The sequence below is a fragment of the Bradyrhizobium sp. STM 3561 genome (genome assembly GCF_045571455.1).
In the GTDB taxonomy this organism is placed as follows: Bacteria; Pseudomonadota; Alphaproteobacteria; order Rhizobiales; family Xanthobacteraceae; genus Bradyrhizobium; species Bradyrhizobium vignae.
In genome coordinates this window covers 2,255,060-2,280,448 of record NZ_CP120695.1, presented here as the reverse complement: position 1 = coordinate 2,280,448, position 25,389 = coordinate 2,255,060, and the positions used below count along the sequence as shown (strand labels likewise).

Sequence of the window (25,389 nt, the reverse complement as noted above, 5' to 3'; positions counted from 1 at the left end):
GCCCCAAATTCTCGCTATATTGTGATCATCGATACTTGGCCGAACGACTGGGCCGCTTCGCTTCGTTGCTGACGGGCGCGCACGCTTCAGATGAATTCTCCAAACATCGACTCATCAGGACTATGGGCGCAACGCTGCGTACCGGTCTGCGTGCGTACTCAACCTAACTAACTAAAGGAAATTCCCATGGCTATGGGCACCGTGAAGTGGTTCAACACCCAAAAGGGTTATGGTTTCATCCAGCCGGATGACGGCCAGAAGGACGTGTTCGTTCACATCAGCGCCGTCGAGCGCGCTGGCCTCTCCTCCCTCAACGAGGGTCAGAAGGTCTCGTTCGACATCGTCGCCGACCGCCGCAGCGGCAAGTCGTCGGCTGACAATCTCCGCGTCGGCTAACGCCGGCGCAGCGTTCTGACCACGGAGGTACCGGCAGAACGTTGGAACTCGAAAGCCCCGCGACCGGGATCGGTCTGCGGGGCTTTTGTTTGAATCCGCAATGACAACGTCGATCATCGGTGCTGTAGCAACCATTAGATTCGCCCGATCGCTGAGGGTAGCATGACGCCGTGCTTGCGGCCGTCAAGGCGTGGCCTGGCGGCAGCGGAGATGGAGTTGAGGCCAGGGCGACGGCCAGCCTTTGACGGCCGCGGCGCGCGGCGTCTTTGTGACGGCAGGTCGGGACGAAGAAACGGTGCTTCGGCCGAACAAAGAAACGCCATCAGGTAGCCGGAGCCCTCGCGATCTCGGGCGGTTTTGTCTGCCAAGGCGTGCCGCGGGCGACCACTGTGTTGGCGAAGATTAATAGCTTTCTGGCGCAAGCGATCAATGCGCGCTTGTGTTCCTTGCCTGCTCCCATCAGCCTTCCATAGAGCGTGATGAGCTGCGGATTCCAGCGAAATGACGCCGGCAGCGCCGCAGTAAAGAGCGTACGTCGCAGCCGTTCACGCCCGCCGGCGATGTGACGAACGCCGGTGCGATCGCCGCTGTCGTCATCGTAAGGGGCAATGCCAGCCAGCGCGGCCGCTTGCTCGCGCGTGATCTGACCGATCTCGGGCATCCGCACCAGAATGACCATGGCGGTCTTTAGCCCGATACCATCGATGCTGTTGATCAAGTCGAGCCGCTCGGCAAGATCGCGATGCTCACGGATTGCGGCGGCCAGTGCCTTCAGTTCGACCTTCTCGCGCTTGGCCAGGCGAGCGATATCCTCCTTCCACAGCTTCTGGAGCCGCATATTGCGGCAGCTCTCGATCCGGTTCTTCAGCCGAGCAATGTCCTCGGTGATCTGGTCGATCATCGTCAGGTGCTCGGCAAATGGCAGCAAGCGGGGATCCGGAGCTGCGTGGATCTTCTTGACCGCGGCGGTGCAGGCCGCAATCAGCGCGGCATCGATCTTGTCGTTCTTGGCGCGCTGCAGCTGGAACACGGCATAAGCGCGCACCTGGGCCGGCTGAAATACGACGACCACAAACCGCTGGCGCCGCAACTCGGCGACGACAGCCTGCTCATAGCCGCCGCTCGCCTCGATCCCGACCCGTTTGACCTTGTGGCGCTGCAACCATTCCACCAGCACTTTATAGCCATCCGGCGTGTTATCGGCCTGAAGCCGCTCCAAACTGCCATCAAGTGCCACATCGAGCTTACGTTTACCGGTATCGATCCCGGCACAGATCGTGATACGCTTGGCCATCTTCGTCGACCCTCCCTTGTGTGTGCGAACCTAAAGTTCGTTCAACCATCCGGGTCCCGATGAAGTACCGATCGCGATCCTGCTACGAAAGGCAGCCCTCAAGGCTTCGGTGGGCATCGATCCGATCGATCGGCAGCCCAGCTCGGGCGGCCACCCGAGCTGGGCCATTCCTCACGGAACGAGGCCATTCTAGTCCGGTGCGCTAAAACAAGGGTGGGCAAAGGCGCGCCCTTCGCGCGCCGTGCCCACCACCGCTCAACATCTGATAAAGACGTAGGGCACGCTTCGCTTTACTACGAGAACTACGTCTTCTTCAGCACCGAAACGAAAAACCCGTCGGTTCCGGTCCGCCGCGGCGTCATCAGCCAGCCCTCGGGTGACTGCAGCGCGGCCTCGCCAAAGGCTTCGGCCTTGTCCCAGAGCACGCCCGCGGTCTGCTCGGGCGGGACGACCGCGAACTCGGAATGGCGGCCGACGAAGGCCCTCACCTGCTCCCCGTTCTCCTCCGCCAGCACCGAGCAGGTGATGTAGGCGATGCGACCACCCGCCCTCACCAGCGGCACCGCACGGTCCAGCACTTCGGCCTGGTCGCGCAGGCGGATCTCCAGCGCGCCCGGGCGCATGCGCCATTTGGCGTCGGGGTTGCGGCGCCAGGTTCCGGTTCCAGTGCAGGGCGCATCGATCACGACGAGATCGGCCGAGGCGCGGATGTCTTGGAGCGGATCGGCCTCGCCCTTGGGGGTGCGCACGTCGGCATTGTGGACGCCGGCGCGCGACAGGCGCTCGTGGATCGGGGCAAGCTGGCGCTTGTCGCGGTCGGTCGCGATCAGCCGGCCCTTGCCTTGCATCAGGGCGGCGAGCGCCAGCGTCTTGCCGCCCGCGCCGGCGCAGAGATCGATCACCTGCTCGCCGGGTTTTGCCGCGGTGAACTGGGCCGCAAGCTGCGATCCCTCATCCTGCACCTCAATGGCGCCCTTGATGAAATCCTCTTCCGCCTGGATGCCCGGGTTGCGCGCATCGGCCGAAAGCTCGATGCGCAGGCCCGTTGCCGACCACGGCGTCGGTTCCGCATGAAGATGAGCAAGCGCGCGCAGCACCTTGTCGCGATTGGATTTTAACGTGTTGACGCGCAGATCGAGCGGAGCCCGGCTCGCCATCGCTGCGGCCTCTGCGGCGCGGTCATCGCCGAACACTTTTGCAAGATGCGGATCCAGCCATTCGGGATAGTCCCCGGCGACCGCGGCCGGGGCATCCGCGAGCGAGTGCGAGGCGAGCGCGGCCTGCTCGGCCTCGGTCAGCGGCACCGGCGCAAACCGGCTGCCGTCGAACAGCGCGGCCATGGTGGCGGTGTCCATGCCGCGCTCGAGCCGGAGCATGCCGATCAGCCGCGCCCGCGCGGTATCGGAACCCATCAGGTAGGCGCTCGAGGCGTAGCGGCGCAGCACGTCCCAGACAAGGCCGGCAATGGCGGCGCGGTCGCCGGAACCGGCGAAGCGGTGCGCGGTGCCCCACTCCTTCAGCGCCTTGGCCGCCGGCACGCGGTCCTTCTCGATGATGTCGATCAGTTCGATGGCTGCGGACAGCCGGGCAGCGGGGGTCATTTGAATCTTTCAGTTTTGCGCATGATCTTATCGGAAAACCGGCATCCACTTTGCGCGAACGCGGCCCTTCGGATCCGGATCATGCGCGATCAGATCAGCAGCAAAAGCTTCAGCGCGAAGTAGATCCACATCGCAAGCAGCACGAGCACGCCGGCGAGCCAGATCGTGGAGCGGCGGCCGAGATCGTTGGAGGAGACGAACACGCCGGCATGGGCAAAGCGCGTCACCACGAATACCCAGGACATCAGCACGATGAAGAGATCGGCGCGGCGCAGGGGCAATGCCAGCGCGATCAGGACGTAGAACAGCATCGGCAGCTCGAACTGGTTGCGGTAGCAATTGGCGATTTGAGTGACGCCCTTCGGCCAGTTCGGCTCGCCCAGCGCAATGTCGCGGATTTTGGTCTCGCCCGAGACCAGGGTCTTGCGCCGCGCCAAGACCATGCCGATCAGAAGCGCGAAGGTGAGAGCGACCTGCACGAAGACCGGCAGCAAAACCATTTGAACGGACATCGGAACTTTCCCGGGGGGCAAAATGCCGCCGACCGTCATTAGCCCCGACTTTTGGCGCTGACAATGAACGACTTGAACCGGCGTTCCCGCTCTTGCGACCAAGCATCGATCGTTGAAGCAATTTCGGCCCTTGGGCCCGAGGCGAGATAGCGCCATGAACACCTGGACCGGCCTCTTCACCGAATCCGCTGGCGGCCAACTCGGCATCCTGATGTCGGCGCTGTCAGCTATCCTCGTCGATCGCATCGCCTCCCCGCTCGCCCCGCAGGGTGCCTACATGATCCGCTACCGCGTGCTGTGACCGCAATGCTCCGCATCAGATCCTGCGCGGCAGCCGCGCTTACGCTCGCCACCTTGCTTTGCCCCGCGCTGCGGATGCACGCCCTCGCCGCGTCGGCCGACATCGCCACCTGCGACCGGCTCGCCGCGCATCCCACCGATCTGGACAAGCCTGCCGATGTGACGGGCGTTCTCGATATCGCCGGCGCCGATGTCCCCGCCGCGCTGAAGGCCTGCAAGGCCGCTGCCGCCGCTCCCGATGTCCCGCGCCGCATCTGGATGGAGCTCGGCCGCGCCTACGAGTTCGCCCGGCAGCCGGCCGAGGCCGCAAATGCCTATCGCAAGGCGGCAGATGCCGGCAGCGCCGCGGCGATGACCGGGCTCGGTGTACTCCTGATCAACGGCAACGGCCTGAAGAAAAACGTCACGGAAGGACGGATGCTGATCGAGAAGGCGGCAAATGCCGGTGATGTCGATGGCATGACCAACCTGGCTTCGCTCTATGGCGCCGGCGCCGGCGCGAAGGCTGATTTCGCCATGGCGCGCAAATGGTACGCCAAGGCCATTGAGGTGAATTCCAGCGAGGCCATGTACCAGCTGGGATTGATGACCCAAGACGGCGATGGTGGCCCGAAAGACGACGTCGCGGCCAAGGCGCTGTTCGAGAAGGCCGCCGCTCTCGATCATGCCGATGCGCTGGAGCGGTTAGGCGCCTATGCCGAAGCCGGCCGTGCCGGCGAGAAGGATACCCAGGCCGCGATCGCCTATTACAAGCGAGCTGCCGCGCTCGGCAACGAAGATGCGGGCAAGGCGCTGGAGCGCCTGCGCTGTCCGTTCGGTATCAAGAATCGCGACGGAAAGTCCGTCGGGCGGATTTGCTTTGACGGCGGATAGCCGTTCCCGGCGAGGGGCGGCCGGCGCGTGCTTTAAACTTTGTTCGTTGCGGTCCATGCCGGCGTCGTCATCGTTCCGACGTGCGATAACGGGTAGGATGATTGCATGCCCGAATTTCGCCTGACCCAGATTTCCGACACGCATCTCGGCCGGCGCTTTCCCGGCCTGATCGCCAACTTCCACCGCATCAGCGAGCACATCGACGCCGGCAGGCCCGATCTCGTCGTCAACACCGGCGACGTCTCGTTCGACGGGCCGACGAGCCGCAACGACGTCGAATTCGCGAAAGCCCTGCACGACGCCCTGCCCGTCACCTGCCGCTATCTCCCCGGCAATCACGACATCGGCGACAATCCAACCGCGGTCGGGCCGGCGCCAAAGCCGCCGGTCAGCGAGGCGCACCGCCGGCGGTTCTGCGACATCATTGGCGAAGACCATTGGTCGTTCGAGGCCGCCGGCTGGTGCTTCATCGGCCTCAATTCACTCGTCATGAATTCAGGGCTCGCCTTCGAGGCCGAGCAGTTCGACTGGCTCGCCTCCGAGATTGCGTGCACGAACGGCAGGCCAGTCGCGCTGTTCCTGCACAAGCCGCTGTTTCTCAACCTGCCCGACGATCCCGAGACGCCGGAGACCTCGATCCGCTACGTGCCTCAGCCGGCGCGGGCGCGGCTGATCGAGATGTTCACGCAGGTCGACCTGCGCCTCATCGCCAGCGGTCACGTGCACCAACGGCGTGACTTCACCTGGCGCCACACCCGCCACGTCTGGGCGCCGTCGACCGGCTTCGTCATCAACGATAAGCGCCAGGACCGGATCGCGATAAAGGAAGTCGGGCTGGTCGAATACCGCTTTCAGCCCGACAGTCTCGAGGTCCGTCACATCCGCGCGGCGGGCCAGGTCGATGTCGATATCGAGGAGCTCTTCGCCCAGATGGGCGGCGAGCATTAACGCGCACAGCTGCTCAGGCGACGCTCTTGAGATCCTGCTGGATCGCGGCGAGCAAGGATTGCAGCGCTTCGCTGTTCACCGGCTTCGCCGCGGGATCATTGGCAGGTGGCTGCCCGCCAATTTGCGCGGCCTTGACCGGACGCTTCGGAAACGGCGGCGGTGGTGCCGGCATCGAGGCGGCAAACTCGCCTTCGTCCTCGGCGTGGACGAACTTGCCATGGATGACGTCATCGCGGCGGCCCATGATGAACATCGCCACCCAATAGCCGGCGGCCAGGACGATTACGCAGAAAATACCAATCTCTAACATCGCAACACCCAAAATATGCGCGATGCTTCAATGCTTTCGCCGGCCCGTCAATGAACCGGCGGTCACACCTGCGGCTTTTGCGGGCTGGTGTGACCGATTAGTGACTCTTTCTTAACCATCCACCGCCCCGACCGGGGCTGGATGCGGCCAGATCAGGCCTTGTCGGGACCAACCCGAACCAGCTGCTTGCCGAAATTGGCACCCTTCAGCAGGCCCATGAAGGCGGCGGGGGCGCTTTCCAGGCCTTCGGTGACGAACTCCTTGTACTTGACCTTGCCGTCGCGGACCCAGCCCGACATGTCGCGCAGGAAATCGCCGTGGCGGGCGGCGAAATCGGACACGATGAAGCCGCGGAAGGTCAGCCGCTTGGTGAGGATGTTGCGCATCATCGCACCGGCCCATTTCGGCGGCTTGGCCTCGGTGTCGTTGTAGTGGGCGATCAGGCCGCAGACCGGCACGCGAGCGAATGGATTGAGCTGCGGGAACACCGCCTCGAACACGGCGCCGCCGACATTCTCGAAATAGACGTCGATGCCTTTCGGACAGGCTTCCTTGAGCCTGGCCGCGAGGTCGGGATCGCGGTGATCGATGCAGGCATCGAAGCCGAGCTCCTTGACCACGTAGTCGCACTTCTGCTTGCCGCCGGCGATGCCGACCGCGCGTGCGCCCTTGATCTTGGCGATCTGGCCGACGGCCGAGCCGACCGCACCTGAGGCACCGGCAACGACGACGGTCTCGCCCGGTTGCGGCTTGCCGATGTCGAGCAGGCCTGTGTACGCGGTCATGCCGGGCATGCCGAGCACGCCGATGGAGGTCGAGATCGGGCCGAGCTTCGGATCGACCTTGATCAGGCCCTTGCCGTTCGAGATTGCGTGCGTCTGCCAGCCCGAGCGGATGCGCACGATGTCGCCGACCGCGAAATCGGGATTGTTGGAGGCTGCGACCTCGCTGACCGCCTCGCCTTCCATCACCCCGCCGATCGGCACCGGCGCTGCGTAGGACGGCCCCTCGCTCATGCGCCCGCGCATATAGGGGTCGAGCGACAGCCAGATCGTGCGCAGCAGGACTTCGCCGGCCCCTGGTGCCGGAACAGCGAATTCCTCCAGGCGAAAATCAGACGGCTTGGGTTCGCCGACGGGACGCGCGGCGAGAACGATGCGTTTGCCTTGGGACATGGCTTCCTCCACTTTTCTCTGGTTGCGAGCGAAGCGAAGCAATACAGCCGCGTCAATACCAAAAGGGCCGGATTGCTTCGTCGCATCCGCGCAAAATTGCTACGCAATTTTGTCGCGAGCTCCTCGCAATGACGAGCTTGTGGCACGCAGCAGCCACAAGCTCACTGTCATCGCCCGACTCGATCGGGCGATCCAGTATTCCAGAGACGGTCGTTATTGAGCCGAAAAGCCGCGGCGTACTGGATGCCCCGATCAAGCCGGGGCATGACAGCGGTGGGTGGAGTAACTAACCCCCGCCCGGATAGTTCGGGCTCTCGCGCGTGATCGTCACGTCGTGGACGTGGCTTTCGCGCAGGCCCGCGCCGGTGATGCGGACGAACTGGGCCTTGTCGTGCAGCTCCTTCATGTCGCGTGCGCCGACATAGCCCATCGCGGCGCGTAAGCCGCCGGCGAGCTGGTGCATGACGTTGCCGACCGGGCCCTTGTAGGGCACCTGACCCTCGATGCCTTCGGGCACCAGCTTGAGCGTGTCCTTGATGTCCTGCTGGAAGTAGCGGTCGGCAGATCCCCGCGCCATTGCGCCGACCGAGCCCATGCCGCGATAGGCCTTGTAGGAACGGCCCTGCCACAAAAACACCTCGCCGGGCGTCTCGTCGGTGCCGGCGAGCAGCGAACCGACCATCGCAATGTCGGCGCCGGCGGCGAGCGCCTTGGCGAGATCGCCGGAGTACTTGATGCCGCCGTCGGCGATGACGGGGATGTCGGACTTCTTCGCCGCTTCCACCGCATCCATGATCGCGGTGAGCTGGGGAACGCCGACGCCGGCGACGATGCGCGTGGTGCAGATCGAGCCCGGGCCGATGCCGACCTTGATGCAATCCGCGCCGGCGTCGATCAGCGCCTGCGCGCCTTCCGTGGTGGCGACGTTGCCGGCGACGACCTGCACCGAGTTGGACAGACGCTTGATGCGGTTCACCGCGTGCAGCACGTGACGCGAATGGCCGTGCGCGGTGTCGACGACGACGAGGTCGACGCCGGCATCGATCAGCCGCTCGGTGCGCTCGAAGCCGTTATCGCCGACGGTGGTGGCCGCGGCGACGCGCAGGCGCCCTTGCGCGTCCTTGCAGGCGAGCGGATGGGCGACCGCCTTCTCCATGTCCTTGACGGTGATGAGGCCGACGCAGCGATATTGCTCGTCGACGACGACCAGCTTCTCGATGCGATGCTGGTGCAGCATCCGCCGCGCCTCGTCCTGGCTGACATTCTCGCGGACCGTGACGAGGTTTTCGTGCGTCATCAGTTCGGAGATCTTTTGCTGGCGATTGGTCGCAAAGCGCACGTCACGGTTGGTGAGGATGCCGACCAGCTTGCCGGGCGTGTTCTTGCCGGCGCCCGTGACGACGGGAATGCCGGAGATGCCGTGATCGCTCATCAGCTTGAGCGCATCGTCGAGCGTGGCCTCGGGGCTGATGGTGAGCGGGTTGACCACCATGCCGGACTCGTAGCGCTTGACCTGCCGCACCTGGGCAGCCTGCCCTTCGGGATCGAAATTGCGGTGGATGACGCCGAGGCCGCCGGCCTGCGCCATGGCGATCGCCATGCGGGCCTCGGTGACGGTGTCCATGGCCGAGGCCATGATCGGGATGTTGAGCGGGATGGCCCGGGTGACGCGGGAGCGGATGTCGACCTCGCCCGGCATGACGTCCGACAGGCCCGGCTTCAACAGCACGTCGTCGAACGTAAAGGCTTCGCGGATGCCCTGAAGTTGCACCGTGGCCATCTGCCAACTCCTTCCTGCGGCTTTGCCGCAAATGCTAATGGATGAGCGCCGCCCTCGGCGTCCCTTGCGGCAACGCCTTGAGAATCGGAGCCCATCAGTGGGGTTGACGCGGGTCGATAGCACGGCCGCGTGACGAATCAAAGCAATTCGGGCCGCTGGCCAGCCATGCACAGGCTTTTTTGGGCCAATTCGGGCAGGGACAGCCCCTGCGCGGCCCACCCGCCGTCATTCCGGGTTCACGCGAAGTGGGCGCGCCCCGGAATGACGGCGAAGCGGGTCACACCGTCGTTACGCAGGATCTAGGTGGCATGCGTCGATCCGCAATGGTCCGCGGCGGACGGCGGTGATAAGCCGCAACTCCGCCCTTCCTTCCGAATTTCATTGCCAATCCATCATGGTCGACAAGCAACGCGTGATTCCGCTGATCGTGGCCACTGCGCTCTTCATGGAGAACATGGATTCCACGGTGATCGCCACCTCGCTGCCGGCGATCGCGGCCGACATCGGAACCAGCCCGCTGACGCTGAAGCTCGCAATCACGTCTTACCTGCTGTCGCTCGCGGTGTTCATCCCGGCGAGCGGCTGGACCGCCGACCGCTTCGGCGCGCGGATGGTTTTTGCGATCGCGGTCGGCGTGTTCATGGTCGGCTCGGTCGGCTGCGCGCTCTCGACCTCGGTCACCGATTTCGTATTCGCGCGCATCCTGCAAGGCATGGGCGGCGCGATGATGACGCCGGTCGGACGCCTCGTGCTGCTGCGCTCCGTCGACAAGAGCGCGCTGGTCAACGCCATGGCCTGGGTGACGGTCCCGGCCCTGATCGGTCCCGTGATCGGACCGCCGCTCGGTGGCTTCATCACGACCTACGCGTCCTGGCACTGGATCTTCCTGATCAACATCCCGATCGGCCTGCTCGGCATCTTCATGGCGCTGCGCTTCATCGATCCGATCAAGAGTGAAGAACGCGAGCCGTTCGATCTCTACGGCATGGTGCTCGCTGGGCTGGGTCTTGCCGGCATCGCCTTCGGCCTGTCGGTTGCCGGGCTCAATCTGCTGCCGTGGAGCACCGTTGCAGCACTGATCGCGGGCGGCGCGATCTCGATGACGCTCTACGTCTTCCACGCCCGGCGCACGGGCTCGCCAGTGCTGGATTTCTCGCTTCTGAACCTGCCGACGCTGCGCGCGGCCGTGCTCGGCGGCTTCATGTTCCGTCTCGGCATCGGCGCGCTGCCGTTCCTGCTGCCGCTCCTGATGCAGATCGGCTTCGGCCTGTCGCCGTTCCATTCCGGTCTCGTCACCTTTGCCTCGTCGCTCGGGGCCATGGGCATGAAGACGCTGGCGGCACGGATCATCCGCGCCTTCGGCTTCCGCAATCTGATGACGGTGAACGCGATCGTCAGCGCGTTCTTCCTCGGCGTCTGCGCGCTGTTCACGGTGACGACGCCGCTGCTCATCATCATGGTGATCCTGGTCGTCGGCGGCTTCTTCCGCTCGCTCGAGTTCACCGCGATCAACACCGTCGCCTATGCCGACGTCGAGACCGCGCAGATGAGCCGGGCCACCACCCTCGTCAGCGTCAACCAGCAGCTCGCGGTGTCCGCAGGCGTCGCCGTCGGCGCGGCGTGCGTGGAAACGACGATGTGGTTCAGCCATATCAGCGAGCTCAACGCCACCGTGTTCGCGCCCGCTTTCATCGTGGTGGCGCTGACCTCGGCGGCGTCGAGCTGGTTCTTCTGGCAGATGCCGGTTGACGCCGGCCACGAGATCTCCGGCCGCAAGGCGGTCGAGATCGCGAGCCGCAAGGGTGCCGGCAAGGGTGCGGCCAAGGCCGCCGTCAAGGCGGCGAGCGAGGATACGCAGGACGTACGGGATCAGCGGCTCGGATAGAGGTCCGGCCGGCCGGTCGCCTCAGGAAGAGGCCGTCGGCTGTAGCGGGACCAGGGCATAGCCGACGCCGCGCACCGTCGCGATCGGCGCCGCTGTGCCGTCGAGCTGCATCTTGCGGCGCAGCCGCACGATCAGAGTGTCGACCGTATGCTCGCTGATCTCTCGAGGGTCGCGGTTCGAGATGACGTCGAGCAGGAAATCGCGGCTGAGCCGCGTCATGTAGGACGCGAGCGCGACGAGGATGTTGAGCTCTCCCGCCGTCAGGTTGACCATGCTTCCGTCAGGACGAAACAATTCGCGCCGGACCAGACTTCGGCAGTCGATCTCGCAGGCGTGCTCGGGACCAGGTTCAGCCATGTGATGGACACGCGGGTCGGCGCGCTCAAATCAAGCGTCTGCCGCCTACCAGACCCGGCCAAGCGGTCTCAGGCGTGCCGCGCCCATCAGCGCGTTCATCGAGATGAACGCTCGTTTATGTTCATGACTCCTGTTCCTCGCCGGCGCGCGCTTGCAACTTTTGCCCTTCGGCAATGTTGGCACGATGTCGGAACACCAAGGAAGGAGGGACGCGCATGAAAAAGACCGCACTTGTCCTGGCAACCGTCGGCGCGCTCGGCGTGAGCGCGGTGGCGGGACCGACGCCGGCGGAAGCCCGCTGGCACGGCGGTTTTGGGCCAGCGCTGGCAGGCGGATTGCTCGCAGGTGCCGTGATCGGCGGCCTCGCCTCGTCCGCTTATGCCTACGGTCCGGGCTACGGCTACTACGGGTATCCGGGCTATTATGACGACTATTACGCACCGGCGTACTACGGCGGTTACTATCCGTGGGGCGGCTACACCAGGACTTACTACAGCACCAGTTACGCCCCGGCCTACTATGGCTACCGCTATCGCCGTGTCGTGAGCCCGGCCTTCGCCTACTACGGCGGACCGTTCCCGCGGCGGCACTTCTATTACCATCGCTGGCGCCCTTACTGGTGAAGCGACGGCGCAACAGAAGGGCTGGCGCGAGGCGCTGAGCCTGCAGAGTGGATTTTTGGTCGATGTCTTTATGCTTCGATCAAGGGAGTCCCGCACGCGCGATAGCACCGAGACGGAACCGCGCAACTCTCCTGCATGATCGGAACGATGGCATCGCCGCACCGTTCACACACATCGGAAAACGCGAATGAGGGATCGTTTGTCTCGAGCCCGGAGTTCGAACGTTCCGTCAACGGATGCTGCAAAGCAAGCAAGCAAATGGAGGAGGTTCACGTGGACACGAGAAAGAACAGGTTCCTATTGACTACAGCAGTGCTGCTCGCCGGCGTCAGCCTGGCGTCGGCTCAAGGCATGCGTGAAGGCGCCGGCAGCGGGATGAGCGGAGGTGCGGGCGCCGGCGCGGCGGAATCCGGCCGATCGGGCGGCGGAATGTCGCAAGGTGCGGGCGGAGCCTCTCATGGCGAAGGAATGACCCAGGGTCGCGCAGGTGGTCGAGCCGAGAGCCCCGCTGCTGCGCCATCGCGTTCTGAGCGCAGTGAGGGAATGCGTGATAGCGGCAAGGCCGACAGGGGCGAACGTCAGTCCCTCGATCAGGGCCGCGGCGACCGCGACAATGCGCGTCAGTCCCGATCTGAAGGCGAGAAGCGCGGCAAGGACCAAACCGTCGGTCAGAGCCGAGGCGAACCCGACCAAGCGCGTCAGTCCAGGTCGGAGCGCGACAAGAGCGGAATGAAGGACCAGACGGTCGGTCAGAGCGGCAGCGAGCGCGACGCTACGCGTCAGTCGCAAGGCGCAGAACAGAAGGGCGCGGCAGGCGCTAAGACCAAGGAGAATGTCCAAGGCAAGAACGCGCAGGGTCAAAGCACGACGACGACCGGCGCGAACACCAAGGAGAATGCCCAGGATAAGAACGCGCAAGGTCAGAGCACGACGACGACCGGCGCGAACACCAAGGAGAATGCCCAGGATAAGAACGCGCAAGGTCAGAGCACGACGACGACCGGCGCCAACACCAAGGGCGCCCAAGGCCAGAACGCCCCGGCTCAGGGCACGACGACTGGCGCGAACACCAACAACGCGCAAGCTCCGAGCGCCCAGCAGGGCCAGGGCACGACGACCGGCGCCAACACTCAGGGACAGGTCAACACCCAGGCCCAAGCCCAGGGTGGGACGACCCAGAGCTTGTCCGGCCGCGTGCAGCTGAGCGCGCAGCAGCAGACAACGCTGCAGCAGTCGGTGTTGAGCTCACGCAACGTGGATCGCGTGCGGGTCAACGTCAATTCGGTCAACTTCGGGATCAATACCGGTGTGGTGGTGCCGCGGAACATCTCCGTGGTCGCCGTCTCGACATTCCCGGCGCTGATCGACATCTATCCGGCCTATCGGGACGACAGCTTCTTCGTCGTGGATGACGAGATCATCGTCGTCGACCGAAGCCGCAGGATCGTCGACGCCATTCCCGCCGGCCCAAGAACGCACTTTGCCCGGCGCGGCAGCGTGAGCGGTGGCGGCGGCAACATCGCCGCGCTGGATCTCAGCCCCGACGAGCTCCGCATTGTTCAACGGGTGCTGATCGAACGCGGCCTGTTGTCGGGCGAAGCAGACGGCGTCCTCGGGCCCGCCACGCGCGAAGCGCTGATCACCTTCCAGCGACAGGAAGGTTTCCAGACCACCGGCTCGATCGATACCCGGACGGTCGCTGCACTAGGCGTCTCCAACCAGATCCGCGCCACGCAGGGTCAATCGACCACCGTTGGTCAGGAAGGTGCGGCCGGCCAGTCGACGCAGCAGAACACGACCGGGCAAAGCGCCGGTCAGACCAATGCGCCGGCGCAGCAGAACCAGACCAATGCGCCAGCGCAGCAGAACCAGACCACCGGCCAGGCTGGGCAGAACCAGCCATCCGCAACCGGACAGGCTCAGCAGAACCAACCGGCGACGTCGGGCCAGGCAGGCACACAACCGCCCGCCGGTCAGACCACCGGCCAGGCGCCGGCCCAAGGCAACAGTCAGTCCACCAACCAGCCTGCCGCCACACAGAGCCCGCAGTCTGGACAAACCAACCAGAACAATGCCCCGCCGCCTTCGCCGTCGGGTCAGCCGGCTCAGAACCAACCCAGCCGGTAAGATGCCTTCCCCGAGCCCTGCCCCTGGCAGGGCTCTTTTTTGCGGCCTGCGCGGCCGCGAGAGAAAGATGATAAAGTTTTCTGCGCCGGTCCCGACGTTCGCCAGGCGTTCGGCGGGGACGACGGTGGAGCGTGGGCTACTCCTTGGTCGCGCCCCGAAATCCCGTCGCCAGCACATAGCGCTCCGAGGAATCCTGCCGGCTCGCGGCGGGCTTCACATGGCGCACCGTCGCAAAATCGCGCTTGAGCTGGGCGAGCAGCTCAGCGTCGGCGCCGCTCTGGAAGGTTTTTGCCAGGAACGTCCCGCCGGGCTTGAGCACGTCACAGGCAAACGCGGCTGCGGTCTCGACCAGACCGACGATGCGGAGCTGGTCGGTCTTGCGGTGGCCGGTGGTGTTGGCGGCCATGTCGGACATCACGACGTCGGCCCCGCCGCCCAGCATCGCGGTGAGCTTCTCGGGCGCGTCGTTGTCCATGAAGTCGAGCTGCGCGAAATCGACGCCGGGAATCTCCGGCATTTCCAACAGATCGATCGCGACGACCTTGCCCTTGCCTTCCGCGGAGCCGACGCGCTTGGCGGCGATCTGGCTCCAGCCGCCGGGGGCCGCGCCGAGATCGACCACGGCCATGCCGGGCTTCAAGAGCCGGAACTTGTCATCGATCTCCAGCAGCTTGAACGCGGCGCGCGAGCGATAGCCCGCCGCCTTGGCCTTGGCGACATAGGGATCGTTGAGCTGCCGCTCCAGCCACAGCTTCGACGACAATTTGCGCTTGCCGCCGGTCTTGACCTGGACGTGCAAGCGGCCGGTGGTGTCCTTGGCCATTCTCACCAGCTCCTGAGCGCGCCGTCCTCGCGCATCATCTCGACCAGCATGCCTTCGCGCAGGCCGCGGTCGGCGACGCGCAGGCGCGGCAGCGGAAAGGCGCGCCTGATGGCATCGAGGATGGCGCAGCCGGCCAGCACGAGGTCGGCGCGTTCGACGCTGATGCAGCTGTTGTTCGCGCGCTCCTCGTAGCTCATGCCGAGCAGCTTGTTGATGGTCGCGGTGATGTCGGCGTCGTTCATCCAGATGCTGTCGATACGGCGGCGATCGTAACGCGGCAGGTTGAGATGGATGCCGGCGAGCGTCGTCACGGTGCCCGACGTGCCGAGCAGATGCATGTCGGCGAGCTCGCGGCCGTGCTCCTCCGCGAACGGCGCGACGTGGCTCGCGACCTCGCGCTCCATCGCGGCATAGATCTCAGCCGTCACGTCGCGGCCGCCGAACTGCTCGGCAAGCGTGACCACACCGTACGGGATCGACATCCAGGCCTTGATGCGTGGTTCCGGATTCTCCGGGTCGCGCTCGATCCGCACCAGCTCGGTCGAGCCGCCGCCTATGTCGAACAGGATGGCACCCCTGCCCCTGGGATCGACCAGCGGCGAGCAGCCGAGCACGGCGAGCGAGGCCTCGGTCTCGCGGTCGATCACCTCGAGCTCGATGCCCGTCTCTGCTGCGACGCGGCTGCGGAACCCTTCCGCGTTCGAAGCCGCACGGCAGGCTTCGGTCGCGATCAGCCGCAGCCGGCGCGCTCTGCGCAGGTTTATTTTGTCGCGGCAGATGCTGAGCGCCGCAATGGCGCGCTCGATCGCGGCCTCGCTGATCGAGCCGGTCGCCGAAACCCCCTCGCCGAGCCGGATGATGCGCGAGAAAGAATCGACCACGCGAAAGCCGTCGTGGGTCGGACAGGCGATCAACAGCCTGCAATTGTTGGTGCCGAGGTCCAGCGCCGCATAGACGCCGGTTCCCGGCGCTTGCGCGCCGACGGGCGGATCGGTGGCCAACGCCACCGCCGCCATCGACCCCTCCAGCTCGCCGTGCGGCCCATGTTGGCTTACATGGCCGTCGCGGAGCCGCGTGTGGTCATTCATACAAACTGTCTTTCCGCGGCCGGTCGGGCCGGTCTGGAATTGCTTTTTCGCCTGAAACATTAGCAGCGCGGCAGGCCTGCGCAACAACGCATCACATGGGACCATGTCCATTCGTGCGTTGTCGTGAACGGGGTCGTAGGTTATCTGAGTAGGGTCCGGCCCCCCTCCAGGCGCCCGCGAATTCGCGCAAATGCCGGCTTTTCAGGTCGATTCCATGCAAGAACACACCAAATCGTCCACGCTCGAGAACGCTATTGCACTGCAAAAATATGGCGTCGGACAACCGGTCCGCCGCAAGGAGGACGACACGCTGGTGCGCGGCAAGGGCCGCTACACCGACGACTTCAACCTCGCCGGCCAGGCCTATGCCGTGATCGTCCGCTCCACCCATGCCCACGGCGTCATCCGCGGCATCGGCCTTGATGCCGCCAAAGCGATGCCGGGCGTGCTGGGGGCGTGGACCGGCAAGGATCTCGATGCCGCCGGCTACGGCCCCTTCACCTGCGGCCTGCCGTTGAAGAGCCGCGACGGCTCGCCTTTGCTCCAGACCAACCGCCAGCCGCTCGCCACCGACAAGGTCCGCTTCGTCGGCGATCCCGTTGCTTTCGTGGTGGCGGAGACGCTGGCGCAGGCGCGCGACGCGGCCGAAGCGGTTGAGCTCGATATCGAGCCGCTGCCGGCGGTGACCGATCCCGAGGAAGCGGCCAAGCCAGGCGCGCCCCAGCTTTACGACCACATCCCCAACAATGTCGCGCTCGACTACCACTATGGCGACATGGACAAGGTCAACGCGGCCTTTGCCAGCGCCGCCCACGTCACCAAGATCGACATCGAGAACACCCGCGTCGCCGTGGTCTCGATGGAGCCGCGCGTTGGGCTAGCCTCCTACGACAAGAAGACCGAGCGCTACACGCTTCAGGTACCGACGCAGGGCGTCGCCGGCAACCGCGCCAATCTCGCCAAGAACCTGAAGGTGCCGAACGAGAAGGTGCGCATTCTCACCGCCAATGTCGGCGGCTCCTTCGGCATGAAGAACATCAACTATCCCGAATACATGTGCATCCTGTACGCGGCGAAGGCACTGGGACGCCCGGTGAAATGGCTCGACGAGCGCTCCACCAGCTTCCTCTCCGACAGCCACGGCCGCGCCCAGAAGATCCACGCCGAGCTCGCGCTCGATGCCGAGGGGCATTTCCTCGCGGCAAAACTGTCCGGCTACGGCAATGTCGGCGCCTACATCACCGGCGTCGCGCCAGGGCCGCTCTCGCTCAACACCGGCAAGAACTTTTCCAGCGTCTACCGCACGCCGCTGATGGCGGTCGACATCAAGGTGGTGCTGACCAACACCACGCTGATGGGCGCCTATCGCGGCGCCGGCCGGCCCGAAGCGAATTATTACATGGAGCGGCTGATCGACCGCGCTGCCGACGAGATGGGCATCAACCGCCTGACCTTGCGCAAGCGCAACTTCATCAAGCCGAACCAGATGCCGTTCCCGGCTTCTTCCGGCGTCACTTACGACAGCGGCGACTTCCAGGCGGTGTTCAACAAGGCGCTCGAAATCTCGGATCACGAGAATTTCGCCAGGCGCAAGAAGGAGAGCAAGAAGGCCGGCAAGCTGCGCGGCATCGCCGTCGGCTCCTATCTCGAGGTCACCGCGCCGCCGAGCCCCGAGCTCGGCAAGATCGTGTTCGATCCCGACGGCACCGTGCAGCTCATCACCGGCACGCTCGATTACGGCCAGGGCCATGCGACGCCGTTCGCGCAGGTTTTATGCGAGCAGCTCGGTGTCCCCTTCGAGAGCGTCAAGCTGGTGCAGGGCGACAGCGATATCGTCCACACCGGCAACGGCACCGGCGGCTCGCGCTCGATCACCGCGAGCGGCCAGGCCATCGTAGGGGCGGCAAAGCTCGTCATCGAGAAAGGTAAGCGCGCAGCAGCGCATATCCTCGAAGCCTCCGAAGCCGACATCGAGTTCGCTGATGGCAGCTTCACCATCGCCGGCACCGACCGCAGCATCGACATCATGGAGCTCGCCAGACGCCTGCATGACGGTAAGGTACCGGAGGGCGTGCCCGACTCGCTCGACGTCGATCACACCAGCGAACCTGTCGCCTCGGCGTTCCCGAACGGCTGTCACGTCGCGGAGGTCGAGATCGAGCCGGAGACCGGCGTGGTGCAGATCGTGCGCTACAGCGCCGTCAACGATTTCGGCACGGTGATCAACCCGATGCTGGTCGCGGGCCAGCTCCACGGCGGCGTGGTCCAGGGCATCGGCCAGGCGCTGATGGAGCACATCCGCTACGACGAGAGCGGCCAGCCGATCACGGGCTCGCTGATGGATTACGCCCTGCCCCGGGCCGAGGACGTGCCGTTCATGACGGTCGGCGACCACCCGGTGCCGGCCACGACCAACCCACTCGGCAGCAAGGGCTGCGGTGAAGCCGGCTGCGCCGGTAGCCTGTCGACCGTGGTGAACGCCGTGCTCGATGCGCTCTCCGACTATGGGATCAAGCACATCGACATGCCGCTGACCCCGGAGCGGGTGTGGCGCGCGATTCAGGATGCGAAGGGGAAGGCGTAAAGGGCGTGCACTCTTTCCGCCGTCATGGCCGGGTTTGTCCCGGCCACCCATGCGTCGGCCACAAGGCACGAAGAACGTGGATGCCCAAGACAAGCCCGGGCATGACGATGTGGATACAGCGCGGCTTTCCCGCGCTACGCCGCGGCCTGCTCGCGCGGTTGATAGATCGCGGTGTGCTGGCAGTGGGCGAGCGGAGTGATTCCGTTGGCGACGACCAGGGAGTCGAGCTCGACGAAGCGGTGGCCCTTCTTCTCGTAATTGGCCGTGACTTTCGCACGTGCCGCGATCTCGTCACCGGCGCGCGCCGCGGATAGCAGCTGCATGCGGCTGCCGACGTGAATCCACGGACCCAGAATGGTGTTGTCGACGAGGACGCGGTTCATCACCCGCTGGATCAGGCCGGGGTGGCCGAGCCCTTCGCGCGCGAAGATCGGATCGCTCTCCCTGATGTCGGCGAGGTAATCTGCCGCATCCTGTCCGGCCCAGCGGCGCGGCGCCGTGCCGAGCCATTTGCCGGCTTCGAAGGTCGCCGGGCTAACCGGCTTGCGCTCCGCGACAGCGGGGACCTCGACATAATCACCCAATGACACCGTCGGCGCCTCCGCCGGCAGCGACGCTGTCCCCGTCGCGCAAAGTTCGGTGCGGCTGAACACCTCGATCGTCAGCAGGCCATTGTGCTCGGTGGCGTCGACATCGGCGGTCTCGCCGTCATAGACCGGCTTGATGAAGCGGGCCTCGACCAGCCCGCGCGACAGGAAATCGCGGCCCCAGCGTGCGATCGGCACGTGCATCATGTAGGCGAAGACGTCGACGCCGGGGACCAGCCCGCCTTCAAATCCGAAGCGGCGCGCCACCGTGTCGTCATGCATCTTGTTTTCGGACTGCTTTGCGGTGTTGTAGGCCTCGACGCGGTAGGTTTCGAGCCGGTTCGGCATGGCTGGCCTTCCCTGTTTTTGTTGTTTCGGGGCCAATCGTAGGCCCCGGGGAACAGCGGTCAATCCCCTCGCCTTTGCGATCCGAATGGGGTACCACGCGGCGAATGACCAACACCCCCACCCGCATCTATGTCGATGCCGACGCCTGCCCGGTGAAGGACGAGATTTATCGCGTCGCGATCCGGCACGGCGTGCCCGTGAGCGTAGTCGCCGGCAACTTTATTCGTGTGCCGCAGGACCCGCTGATCGAGCGCATCGCCGCAGGTAGCGGCATGGACGCGGCCGACGACTGGATCGCGGAACGCGCGAAACCCGGCGACATCGTGGTGACATCAGACATCCCGTTGGCGAGCCGCTGCGTGAAGGTGGGCGCCGACGTGATCGCGCCGAACGGCAAGCCCTTCACGGAAGAGTCGATCGGCATGACGCTGGCAGTGCGCAATCTGATGACGGACCTGCGCTCCGCGGGCGAAGTCACCGGCGGCCCGCGCTCGTTCTCGCCCCGCGACCGCTCCGCCTTCCTTTCGGCGCTCGACCAGACGCTGCGCCGGATCCAGCGCCGCCGCGCCGACCAGACCGCAACGAGTCAGGGCTGACGATGGCGCCCCCGCTGATCCAACTGAAAGACATCAGGCTGACCTTTGGCGGCACGCCGCTGCTGTCGGGCGTCGAGCTCAACGTCGCGCCAGGCGAGCGCGTCTGCCTGATCGGCCGCAACGGCTCGGGTAAATCGACGCTGCTCAAGATCGCGGCCGGCCTCGTCGAGCCCGATTCCGGCACGCGCTTCGTGCAGCCCGGCGCGACCGTCCGCTATTTGCCGCAGGAGCCTGACTTTGGCGAGCACAAGACCACGCTTGCTTATGTCGAGTCCGGCCTTGCACCGGGCGACGACCATCACCAGGCCCGCTATCTCCTCGAGCAGCTTGGCCTCACCGGCGACGAGAACCCGCACGATCTCTCCGGCGGCGAGGCGCGTCGCGCCGCGCTCGCCTGCGTGCTGGCGCCCTCACCCGACATATTGCTGCTGGACGAGCCCACCAACCATCTCGACCTCTCCACCATCGAGTGGCTGGAGCAGGAGCTCGACAGCCGCCGTAGCGCGCTGGTCTTGATCAGCCACGACCGCCGCTTCCTCACCAATCTCTCGCGCTCGACCGCATGGCTCGATCGCGGCAGGATCAAGCAGATCGATCGCGGCTTCGCCTCGTTCGAGACCTGGCGCGACGAGGTGCTGGCCGAAGAAGAGCGCGACCAGCACAAGCTCGACCGCAAGATCGTCGACGAGGAGCACTGGCTGCGCCACGGCGTCTCCGGACGGCGCAAGCGCAACGTCAAGCGCCTCGCCAATCTGCACGCGCTGCGCGCCCAGCGCCGTAACTATCGTGGCACCTCCGGCAGCGCCAATCTGGCGGCGGCGGAAGCGGAGCAATCCGGCAAGCTGGTGATCGAGGCCAAGGGCATCAGCAAGGCCTATGGCGAGCGGAAGATCGTCGAGAACTTTTCGACCCGCATCCAGCGCGGCGACCGGCTCGGCATCATCGGGCCGAACGGCGCCGGCAAGACCACGCTGGTCAACTTACTCACCGGCGGCCTGCAGCCGGACTCTGGGACGGTGCGGCTTGGCGCCAATCTGGAGATGGCAACGCTCGATCAGCACCGCGAAAGCCTCGATCCCAAATCGACGCTGGCCGAAGCGCTGACGGGCGGCCGCGGCGATCATGTCATGGTCGGCGGCAAGCCGAAGCATGTCGTCGGCTACATGAAGGACTTCCTGTTCGCGCAGGAGCAGCGCGGCACGCCGCTCGAGGTGCTCTCCGGCGGGGAGCGCGGCCGGCTGATGCTGGCCCGCGCGCTGGCAAAACCGTCGAACCTCCTGGTGCTGGACGAGCCGACCAACGATCTCGATCTCGATACCCTCGATGTGCTCGAGGAGATGCTCGGGGACTACGAGGGCACCGTCATCCTGATCAGCCATGACCGCGACTTTCTCGACCGCGTCGTCACCTCCGTGATCGCGCCCGAGGGCAATGGCAAATGGATCGAGTATGCCGGCGGCTACAGCGACATGCTGAGCCAGCGCGGTGCGGACCTGAAGCGCGAGACCGCCAAGGCGCAACCGGTCGCGGAGAAGAAAGAGGAGCGCACCGTTGCTCCAGTGTCGGCGCCGAAGCGGAAGCTGAGCTTCAATGAGAAGCACGCGCTGGAAACGTTGCCGAAGAAGATGGAAACGCTTCAGGCCGATATTGCCAAGTTGCAGCGCGTGCTGGACGATCCCAATCTCTACGCCAAGGATCGCCAGAAATTCGACGACACCTCCGCTGCCATCGCCAAGGCGCATGAAGAACTGTCAGCCGCCGAAGAGCGTTGGCTCGAACTTGAAATGCTTCGCGAAGAAATAGAGCAGGCTTAGATCATGACCACCCCCCTCGCCGCAAAAATCGCCCGCGAATACGGCACGCCCTGTGCCGTCATCGACATGGACAGGGTCGAACGCAACATCGCGCGCATCCAGAAGGCCTGTGATGACGCCGGCATCGCCAACCGCCCCCACATCAAGACGCACAAGAACCCGACCATCGCCAAGATGCAGGTCGCGGCCGGCGCCAAGGGCATCACCTGCCAGAAGCTCGGCGAGGCCGAGATCATGGCCAACGCCGGCATCGACGACATCCTGATCAGCTACAACCTTCTCGGCGACGAAAAGATGGCGCGCCTCGGCGCGTTGCAGGCGAAGGCGAACATGACGGTCGCTGCCGACAATTCCACGGTCGTGGCGGGATTACCCAAGGCAGCTGCAGCATCAGGCCGTCCGCTTTCGGTTGTCGTCGAATGCGACACGGGCCGCAAGCGCGCCGGAGTCGAGACGCCGGCCGAAGCGGTCGCGCTGGCGCGCGAGATCGCCGCGTCCAAGGGGCTGCAGTTCGCCGGCTTCATGCTTTATCCGACCGAGACCGGCTGGAGCGACGCGCAGAGATTTTTCGATGAGGCGCTGGCCGGCGTGCGCGCACATGGGTTGGACGCAAAGATCGTTTCGACCGGCGGCACGCCGAACCTCGTCAACATCGGCAAGCTCAAGGGTGGCACCGAGCATCGCTTCGGCACCTATATCTACAACGACCGCATGCAGGTCGCGGCCGGCGTCGCCAGCTGGGACGATTGCGCACTGCACATCTATTCGACGGTGGTGAGCCGCGCCGCGCCCGAGCGCGGCATTCTCGACGCCGGCTCGAAGACACTGACCACGGATACCGGCGGCCTCGACGGCCACGGCCTGATCCTCGAACATCCCGAGGCCAAGATCGCGAAGTTCGCCGAGGAGCACGGCTTCCTCGATTTGTCCCGCAGCAACACCCGCCCGAATGTCGGCGACGTCGTCCGCATCGTGCCGAACCATGTCTGCGTCGTCGTCAACATGATGGACGAAGTGGTCATGGTGCGCGGCGAGGAGATCATCGGCACACTGCCGGTGGCGGCGCGGGGGAAGTTGAGGTAGGAGCGCTCCGCTCTCGACCGTCATTGCGAGGAGCAAAGCGACGAAGCAATCCAGATTACCTCCGCGGAGGGATTCTGGATTGCTTCGCTGCGCTCGCAATGACGATGGTTAGCGCTTGAGCCACTCCAGCACGCCCCTGCCCGCGGCGACACCGGTCGCAAACGACGCCTGGAGCAGATACCCGCCGGTCGGTGCCTCCCAGTTCAGCATCTCGCCGGCGGCGAATACGCCTGGCAGCTTGCGGATCATGTAATCCGCGTCGACTTCGTCGAACGAGATGCCGCCGGCGCTCGATATCGCGCGCGCGATTGGCGCCACGCCGGTGAGCTTGATCGGCACGGCGTTGATGAGCTCGGCCAATCGCTCGGGCGACATTGCCGACAGCGACTGCCCCGCACCGATCACAGCCTCCTGCAGCAGCCCGACGGCGACGGGCGACAGCTGCGCAGCCTTGCGCAGGAAGTTGGAGAACGATTGCTTGCCGCGCGATGGCGACAGACGCTTGACGAGCTCGGCTTGATCGACATCGGGGCGCAGAGCAATATGCAGCAGCGCTTCGCCGTTCACCGCGATAGCCTCCCGCAGTTCGGCCGACAGCGCATAGATCGCGCCGCCCTCGATGCCGGCCTGCGTGACGATCGCTTCGCCACGAAGCCTGTGCGGACCGAAGCTCAGCGCAATGCCCTTGAGCGGCTGGCCCTCGAAACGCGCGCGAAAAACATCGGACCATGCGATGGTGAAGCCGCAATTGGCAGGCCGCAGCGGGGAGACCGAGATACCTTTGTCGGCCAGGATCATCGCCCAGCTACCATCCGAGCCCAGGCGTGGCCAGCTGGCGCCACCGAGCGCCAGCACGGTGGCGTCGGCCGCGATGGCAAGCATCCCATCGCGCGCTTGGAACCGCAGCCGCCCCTCGCCATCCCAACCGCTCCAGCGATGACGAAGGGCGAACCGGACGCCGGCGGTATCGAGCCGCCGCAGCCAGGCCCGCAGCAGCGGAGACGCCTTGAACGCCCTGGGAAACACCCGCCCGCTGGTGCCAACGAAAGTCGGCTCGCCCAGCGCCTCGCTCCAGGCACGCAGCGCATCCGGCGGGAACGCCTCGATTGCGGCTTGCAGCCTCAGTGCCATCTCGCGATAACGCGTCATGAACTGTGGCAGCGGCTCACTGTGGGTGAGATTGAGCCCGCCGCGGCCGGCCATGAGGAATTTGCGGCCGGCGGACGGCATCGCGTCGTAGACGGTAACGCGCGCGCCGCCTAACGCAAGCACCTCCGCCGCCATCAGCCCGGCGGGACCGGCACCGATGACGGCGACGTCGGTCAGAGCTTGATCCCCGCCCGCGCCGCGGCCTGCGCTACATATTTCTGCGTCTGCTCGAACGCGCCCTGCAGCGCCTTTGCCTTCGACATGTCGCTGATCTCAGCGAAATGTGCGGCAATCGCGTCCGGCGTCCACTCGCTCTCCGGCAGGTTGATGCCTTCGCTCTCCAAAATCTTGATCACGGCGAAGGAGCCGGCGCCTGCGCCCATGATGGTGCGGGTGGGCGCATCCTCGCTCAGCATGTACTCGACCGCGGGCGTGATCGCGTTGGGCTTCATCAGTTGCAGCGCCTGCGGCGGCAGCAGCTCTTCGGTCATGCGGGTCGCCGCGGTCGGCGAGATGATGTTGACCCGGATGTTGTTCTTGCGGCCTTCTTCGGCCAGCACGTTCATCAGGCCGACCATGCCCGATTTCGCCGCGCCGTAATTGGCCTGGCCGAAATTACCGTAGAGGCCGGAGGACGACGTGGTCAGCACGATGCGACCGTAATTGCGGTCGCGCATGCCGGCCCAGACCGCCTTGCAGCAATAGAAGGTACCGACGAGATGCACGTCGAGCACCTTCTGGAAATCGGCCGCTTCCATCTTGCCGAACGACTTGTCGCGCAGGATGCCGGCATTGGCACACAGCAAATCGACGCTGCCCCACTCCCTGGTGGCGCGCTCGACCATCGCGGCGACCTGCTCGAAATTGGAGACGTCGGCACCGTCCGCCATCGCGGTACCGCCGGCCTTTCGGATCTCCTCGACGACGGCCTCCGCAGGCGACAACGAGCCGCCGGTGCCGTCGCGCGCGCCGCCGAAATCGTTGACGACGACCCTGGCGCCGCGACTGGCGAGACCCAGGGCGTGCGCCTTGCCGAGACCATTGCCCGCGCCGGTGACGATGGCGACGCGTCCGTCGAACCTGATTGCCATGAGTAAGGGTCTCTATTCTTCTTACCTTCTGCCCTTGTGGGAGAA

23 protein-coding genes are annotated in these 25,389 nt (G+C 65.3%); 11 read left to right on the top strand and 12 right to left on the bottom strand.

Translation table 11 applies throughout. The features are described from left to right. Window positions 1–186 precede the first annotated feature (186 nt). Window positions 187–396: a cold-shock protein gene (locus P6U28_RS10380; RefSeq protein WP_008141931.1), complete on the top strand. Its 210-nt coding sequence runs from the start codon at window positions 187–189 to the stop codon at window positions 394–396. Between the two features lie 322 nt (window positions 397–718). Here the strand turns inward: P6U28_RS10380 and P6U28_RS10375 are convergent, their stop codons facing one another. From P6U28_RS10375 to P6U28_RS10365, 3 genes are all read right to left on the bottom strand, one after another. Beyond that, a complete protein-coding gene (locus P6U28_RS10375; protein ID WP_407122150.1) occupies window positions 719–1,690 on the bottom strand; it encodes an IS110 family transposase in 972 nt (323 codons plus the stop codon). A 302-nt stretch (window positions 1,691–1,992) separates the two neighbouring features. Continuing rightward, a complete protein-coding gene (locus tag P6U28_RS10370; RefSeq protein WP_209294369.1) occupies window positions 1,993–3,291 on the bottom strand; it encodes an RsmB/NOP family class I SAM-dependent RNA methyltransferase in 1,299 nt (432 codons plus the stop codon). An 89-nt stretch (window positions 3,292–3,380) separates the two neighbouring features. After that, window positions 3,381–3,803, bottom strand: coding sequence for an MAPEG family protein (locus P6U28_RS10365; protein WP_162500315.1), 423 nt, complete (start codon window positions 3,801–3,803; stop codon window positions 3,381–3,383). 154 nt (window positions 3,804–3,957) lie between these two features. Here P6U28_RS10365 and P6U28_RS10360 point away from each other — a divergent pair, with 154 nt between their 5' ends. From P6U28_RS10360 to P6U28_RS10350, 3 genes are all read left to right on the top strand, one after another. Next, window positions 3,958–4,104 (top strand): hypothetical protein, encoded by a 147-nt coding sequence (locus P6U28_RS10360; RefSeq protein WP_162500316.1) that lies wholly within the window; start codon window positions 3,958–3,960, stop codon window positions 4,102–4,104. Between the two features lie 5 nt (window positions 4,105–4,109). Beyond that, the gene (locus P6U28_RS10355) at window positions 4,110–4,976 is read left to right on the top strand and encodes a tetratricopeptide repeat protein (RefSeq protein ID WP_122403695.1); all 867 of its coding nucleotides are present in this window, start codon (window positions 4,110–4,112) and stop codon (window positions 4,974–4,976) included. Between the two features lie 105 nt (window positions 4,977–5,081). Continuing rightward, a complete protein-coding gene (locus tag P6U28_RS10350; protein WP_122403696.1) occupies window positions 5,082–5,924 on the top strand; it encodes a metallophosphoesterase in 843 nt (280 codons plus the stop codon). Between the two features lie 13 nt (window positions 5,925–5,937). On the opposite strand, the gene P6U28_RS10345 is transcribed toward P6U28_RS10350, so the two are convergent. From P6U28_RS10345 to guaB, 3 genes are all read right to left on the bottom strand, one after another. Then, a complete protein-coding gene (locus P6U28_RS10345) occupies window positions 5,938–6,234 on the bottom strand; it encodes a hypothetical protein (protein WP_122403697.1) in 297 nt (98 codons plus the stop codon). A gap of 152 nt (window positions 6,235–6,386) precedes the next feature. Beyond that, the gene (locus P6U28_RS10340) at window positions 6,387–7,409 is read right to left on the bottom strand and encodes an NADP-dependent oxidoreductase (RefSeq protein WP_209294368.1); all 1,023 of its coding nucleotides are present in this window, start codon (window positions 7,407–7,409) and stop codon (window positions 6,387–6,389) included. A gap of 286 nt (window positions 7,410–7,695) precedes the next feature. Next, window positions 7,696–9,189 (bottom strand): IMP dehydrogenase, encoded by a 1,494-nt coding sequence (guaB, locus tag P6U28_RS10335; protein WP_122403699.1) that lies wholly within the window; start codon window positions 9,187–9,189, stop codon window positions 7,696–7,698. Between the two features lie 394 nt (window positions 9,190–9,583). Here guaB and P6U28_RS10330 point away from each other — a divergent pair, with 394 nt between their 5' ends. After that, entirely contained in the window at window positions 9,584–11,074 is a 1,491-nt protein-coding gene (locus tag P6U28_RS10330) for an MFS transporter (RefSeq protein ID WP_122403700.1), read from the top strand. Window positions 11,075–11,095: 21 nt separating this feature from the next. On the opposite strand, the gene P6U28_RS10325 is transcribed toward P6U28_RS10330, so the two are convergent. Beyond that, the gene (locus P6U28_RS10325) at window positions 11,096–11,431 is read right to left on the bottom strand and encodes a winged helix-turn-helix domain-containing protein (protein ID WP_122403701.1); all 336 of its coding nucleotides are present in this window, start codon (window positions 11,429–11,431) and stop codon (window positions 11,096–11,098) included. Window positions 11,432–11,646: 215 nt separating this feature from the next. Here P6U28_RS10325 and P6U28_RS10320 point away from each other — a divergent pair, with 215 nt between their 5' ends. Continuing rightward, the gene (locus P6U28_RS10320) at window positions 11,647–12,054 is read left to right on the top strand and encodes a hypothetical protein (protein WP_122403702.1); all 408 of its coding nucleotides are present in this window, start codon (window positions 11,647–11,649) and stop codon (window positions 12,052–12,054) included. Between the two features lie 312 nt (window positions 12,055–12,366). Then, window positions 12,367–14,181, top strand: coding sequence for a peptidoglycan-binding protein (locus P6U28_RS10315; RefSeq protein ID WP_312016150.1), 1,815 nt, complete (start codon window positions 12,367–12,369; stop codon window positions 14,179–14,181). Between the two features lie 136 nt (window positions 14,182–14,317). Here P6U28_RS10315 and P6U28_RS10310 read toward each other — a convergent pair whose 3' ends face one another. Both P6U28_RS10310 and P6U28_RS10305 read right to left on the bottom strand, forming a co-directional pair. Continuing rightward, window positions 14,318–15,004: an RlmE family RNA methyltransferase gene (locus P6U28_RS10310; protein WP_122403704.1), complete on the bottom strand. Its 687-nt coding sequence runs from the start codon at window positions 15,002–15,004 to the stop codon at window positions 14,318–14,320. A 2-nt stretch (window positions 15,005–15,006) separates the two neighbouring features. Then, window positions 15,007–16,092 carry a Ppx/GppA phosphatase family protein gene (locus P6U28_RS10305; protein WP_122406724.1) on the bottom strand — a complete coding sequence of 362 codons (1,086 nt, stop codon included), beginning with the start codon at window positions 16,090–16,092 and terminating at the stop codon, window positions 15,007–15,009. A gap of 214 nt (window positions 16,093–16,306) precedes the next feature. Between P6U28_RS10305 and P6U28_RS10300 the strand changes: the two genes are divergently transcribed. After that, a complete protein-coding gene (locus P6U28_RS10300; RefSeq protein WP_407122146.1) occupies window positions 16,307–18,676 on the top strand; it encodes a xanthine dehydrogenase family protein molybdopterin-binding subunit in 2,370 nt (789 codons plus the stop codon). Between the two features lie 134 nt (window positions 18,677–18,810). Here the strand turns inward: P6U28_RS10300 and P6U28_RS10295 are convergent, their stop codons facing one another. Then, window positions 18,811–19,611, bottom strand: coding sequence for a hypothetical protein (locus P6U28_RS10295; protein WP_122403705.1), 801 nt, complete (start codon window positions 19,609–19,611; stop codon window positions 18,811–18,813). 104 nt (window positions 19,612–19,715) lie between these two features. Between P6U28_RS10295 and P6U28_RS10290 the strand changes: the two genes are divergently transcribed. Genes P6U28_RS10290 through P6U28_RS10280 form a run of 3 tightly spaced genes read left to right on the top strand, consistent with a single transcriptional unit; the run spans window position 19,716 to window position 23,104 of the window. After that, entirely contained in the window at window positions 19,716–20,207 is a 492-nt protein-coding gene (locus P6U28_RS10290; RefSeq protein ID WP_122403706.1) for a YaiI/YqxD family protein, read from the top strand. Window positions 20,208–20,209: 2 nt separating this feature from the next. Next, entirely contained in the window at window positions 20,210–22,021 is a 1,812-nt protein-coding gene (locus P6U28_RS10285; RefSeq protein WP_122403707.1) for an ABC-F family ATP-binding cassette domain-containing protein, read from the top strand. Between the two features lie 3 nt (window positions 22,022–22,024). After that, window positions 22,025–23,104, top strand: a complete 1,080-nt coding sequence (locus P6U28_RS10280) for a D-TA family PLP-dependent enzyme (protein ID WP_122403708.1) — start codon at window positions 22,025–22,027, stop codon at window positions 23,102–23,104. A gap of 108 nt (window positions 23,105–23,212) precedes the next feature. Here the strand turns inward: P6U28_RS10280 and P6U28_RS10275 are convergent, their stop codons facing one another. Together P6U28_RS10275 and P6U28_RS10270 are read right to left on the bottom strand one after the other, a co-directional pair. After that, window positions 23,213–24,430: an NAD(P)/FAD-dependent oxidoreductase gene (locus tag P6U28_RS10275; RefSeq protein WP_407123051.1), complete on the bottom strand. Its 1,218-nt coding sequence runs from the start codon at window positions 24,428–24,430 to the stop codon at window positions 23,213–23,215. Then, window positions 24,427–25,344 (bottom strand): SDR family NAD(P)-dependent oxidoreductase, encoded by a 918-nt coding sequence (locus P6U28_RS10270; protein ID WP_122403710.1) that lies wholly within the window; start codon window positions 25,342–25,344, stop codon window positions 24,427–24,429. Before P6U28_RS10270 ends, P6U28_RS10275 begins: the two co-directional genes overlap by 4 nt. Window positions 25,345–25,389 lie beyond the last annotated feature (45 nt).